The sequence below is a fragment of the Virgibacillus byunsanensis genome, from assembly GCF_042675965.1.
GTDB classification, from domain to species: domain Bacteria; phylum Bacillota; class Bacilli; order Bacillales; family Amphibacillaceae; genus Virgibacillus_R; species Virgibacillus_R byunsanensis.
This window is the reverse complement of sequence record NZ_JBHTKJ010000015.1, coordinates 1-3133: the sequence shown is the minus strand read 5'-3', so window position 1 is coordinate 3133 and position 3133 is coordinate 1. Positions and strand designations below refer to the sequence as shown.

The following is a 3133-nucleotide window of genomic DNA, read 5'->3' as shown; positions in this document are numbered from 1 at the left end:
GCGCCCGCACGGATCTGTGAGGGGGGCGGGACACAATCCTTGAGGAAAGGTCCCCTCCTACTTGACCATTATGGCTTGGCGATAAGCCAAGTTTTCTAAAAATTAGTTACCAGTTCAGGTTCGTGCTGCTTCGTAATTATATGTAAAGCTAACCCAGTAAATAAGAAACCACTTATAAAATTACCAATCGTAACAGGAATCTGGTTCCATAGCCACCAATCTCCAAAGCTAATATCTGCACCAACCATTATGGCAGCGGGGATAAGAAACATATTAACGACCGCATGTTCAAAACCTTGTGCGAAAAAAATAAATACAGGGAGCCACATTGCAACAATTTTCCCGATTGTAGCTTGAGAAGTAAATGCCATTATTGCTCCCATGGTTACCATCCAGTTACACAATAAAGCCTTCACAAACAAAACAATCATACCATCGGATCCGTAACTCTGGTAACCCACTGTCTTTCCCTCTGCAACAGCGATAATTTTTTGAATCAATAACGAATCATCTACATGGCCGAATTTAGTAATATAAATACTGAACAATACTGCATAAAACACACTACCAATTAAATTTCCTACAAATGCCCAGAAAAAATTGCGTGCAATTAGTGGAACTGTTGTTTTCTGCCGCAACTTTGAAATCGGAAGCATAGCAAATGATCCAGTCACGAGTTCTAAATTTAATAATAAAATGAGTACAAATCCAGCAGGGAAAATAGCAGCACCAACCAGATCCAAACCTGTTTGGATTGATGCAGTAAAAGCAAGTGTGGTTGAATAGCCTAGAAAAGCACCTGACAAAGCCGCTTTTATTAATATGTCACGAATAGGTAGGGTAGCCTTTGCTGCTCCTGCTTCCGCCACTGAACTAACAACTTCTTTTGGCTTCACATAATCCACGTGTTATCTCCTCCCTTTTAAATCAAACGTTTAAATAAGTTTATGGGAAGTCTTTTCTTTGACTTATGATTCAAATCACTAATGAACAAGTATTTCGAATAAATTATGACAATTTTATGTATGCGTCATATAAACACAGTGATAATAGGAAATATACACAAACTTATCCACATTTTTCTGTGGATAAACTGTTGATATCTTTCGGATTATTCCAAAAAAACACACTAGTATGTAAATGTTTGTTAAAATTAATGGAGGGAAAAAGATTTTTAGAACCTAAAATGGTAGAGGAGGAATACGATGGAACGACTAAGTGAAGAACAAATCACCAAGGAATTAGATAACTTATCGAACTGGAAACGACTTGACGAAAAGTGGATCGCACGGAAATATCGTTTTAGAAATTACTTAGACGGCGTTCGGTTTGTTGACAAGATAGCAGAATACGCCGAAAACAAACAGCATCACCCGTTCATTTCAATTGACTACAAGGTAGTAACATTAAAGATTTCATCATGGCAAGCTAAGGGACTTACTGACTTGGACTTTGAAATGGTTAAGCATTTTGATGAGCTTTATGAGAACGGTGGAAGGAAATAATCGACAGCGCTCGACTTTATTAGTCGATATTTCCCGGGAAATGGAAAATCCCCCTATACACACGGTGTAGGGGGATTTAAAGATCTATCATTAATATGTAACCCATTCATTTGCAAGCATTCCATATACGACGTGATCAACGAAATGGTCATATAGGAACTCTGCTTGTCTGATCTGCCCTTCTTTCGTAAATCCCAGTCGTTCGGGAATAGCTCGACTTTTTTTATTTTCATATGCTGCACGAATATCCACTCGATTTAGTTGCAATTCATGAAAGGCATAATCAGTCAGTGCGCGTGTAGCCCGTGTCACTATACCGTTTCCTTGATAGTGATGGGAAACCCAATAACCTATATAACCAATTTTATTGATCCAATCAAAACTATTAAATCCAGCTGTCCCAACAAGTGCCCCTTTATAAAAAATCCCTGTTGTCAAACCTTTTTTGTCCGTATATGCTTGAAGGGTATGTTCAATAAATGAACGTGAATCGTCAATTGTTTTAGTTGTATCTACCCACCCTAGCCATTCACGTAGGTGATCACGAGAATCATCTGTCAGCTGAAATAACGTATCTGCCTCAGCTACGTCTAGAACCCTTAATATAAGTTCTTCATCTATTTCCTTTAAAAACAAAGAAACCACCTACCTAATAAATAATTGGTTAGGAATTATCATACCATAAATGAGTCTACTAAAAAGGATGAAGGTATAATAATTTTTAATTATAAAACCACCCTATTAAAATACAGAAATCCAAATTATTTCTGTTTTGAAAGAAAAGCAAATCGACAAATTTTATGGTATGATAGACCCATTAATAACACAAAATTAAAAATATTTTGATAGGGGAGATGACATGATTAGCAAAAGGACACCTGAATCCTTATTTGAGGACATTGCCCAAGACAACGAAGTCTTGATAGAATTTAAGCATCATTCTATCCGGGTTATGTATCTCACGTCCATGCTAGCAAAAAAACTAAATTGCTATGATGAAGATTTAAAAATTGCTGCACTATTACACGATATAGGAAAAATGGGGTTATCAAAGGAAATCCTTTTTAAACCGACAAAGTTAAGTAGTTTAGAAAAAACAATTATTGAAAGCCATTCTCATGTCGGTAACCTGATCGTTCGAAAGGAGCTTGGCAAAACAAGGGCTGCTCGATTTGTAAGAGACCACCACGAAAATTGGGATGGGACGGGATACCCACGCCGATTAGTCGGAGAGGATATCTCTTTACAGGGAAGAATAATCAGAATTTGTGACTCCTTTGATGTAATGACCTATGAGATAAGAAATTATAAGATTAGGAAGATGTCCTATCACGAGGCATTTGAAGAATTGAGAAGGTGCGCTTGGCTGCAATTCGATGGTAATCTCTTAGAAGAATTTATCCAACTATTAATCGAAATTGAATTACCGGATTCGTGGTATGATAAATTTGACTCTAAGTTTCTAGAAAATGTTTATACAAAAATGGATGATGTTCAGGATTTTCTATAATCGATAAAGTAAGATAAAGCAGGTTCCCCCCTGCCTTATCTTATTTTATAAGAAATTATCACTAGCGTTGCATAAAAAAATTTAAAGATTATCAAACGTTTAATTTTGGAATTTATTC

Annotated in this window: 4 protein-coding genes; 2 read left to right on the top strand and 2 right to left on the bottom strand. The window is 36.6% G+C overall.

All coding sequences use genetic code 11. The annotated features are described in order from the left end of the window. Positions 1-95: 95 nt before the first annotated feature. Positions 96-905 carry a formate/nitrite transporter family protein gene (locus tag ACFQ3N_RS07260; protein WP_390360982.1) on the bottom strand — a complete coding sequence of 270 codons (810 nt, stop codon included), beginning with the start codon at positions 903-905 and terminating at the stop codon, positions 96-98. 300 nt (positions 906-1205) lie between these two features. Here ACFQ3N_RS07260 and ACFQ3N_RS07255 point away from each other — a divergent pair, with 300 nt between their 5' ends. Then, positions 1206-1505 carry a 4a-hydroxytetrahydrobiopterin dehydratase gene (locus tag ACFQ3N_RS07255; protein ID WP_390360981.1) on the top strand — a complete coding sequence of 100 codons (300 nt, stop codon included), beginning with the start codon at positions 1206-1208 and terminating at the stop codon, positions 1503-1505. A gap of 90 nt (positions 1506-1595) precedes the next feature. Here the strand turns inward: ACFQ3N_RS07255 and ACFQ3N_RS07250 are convergent, their stop codons facing one another. Next, positions 1596-2141 (bottom strand): GNAT family N-acetyltransferase, encoded by a 546-nt coding sequence (locus ACFQ3N_RS07250; RefSeq protein WP_390360979.1) that lies wholly within the window; start codon positions 2139-2141, stop codon positions 1596-1598. Positions 2142-2364: 223 nt separating this feature from the next. Here ACFQ3N_RS07250 and ACFQ3N_RS07245 point away from each other — a divergent pair, with 223 nt between their 5' ends. After that, positions 2365-3015, top strand: coding sequence for an HD-GYP domain-containing protein (locus tag ACFQ3N_RS07245; protein WP_390360977.1), 651 nt, complete (start codon positions 2365-2367; stop codon positions 3013-3015). The last annotated feature ends 118 nt before the right edge of the window (positions 3016-3133 follow it).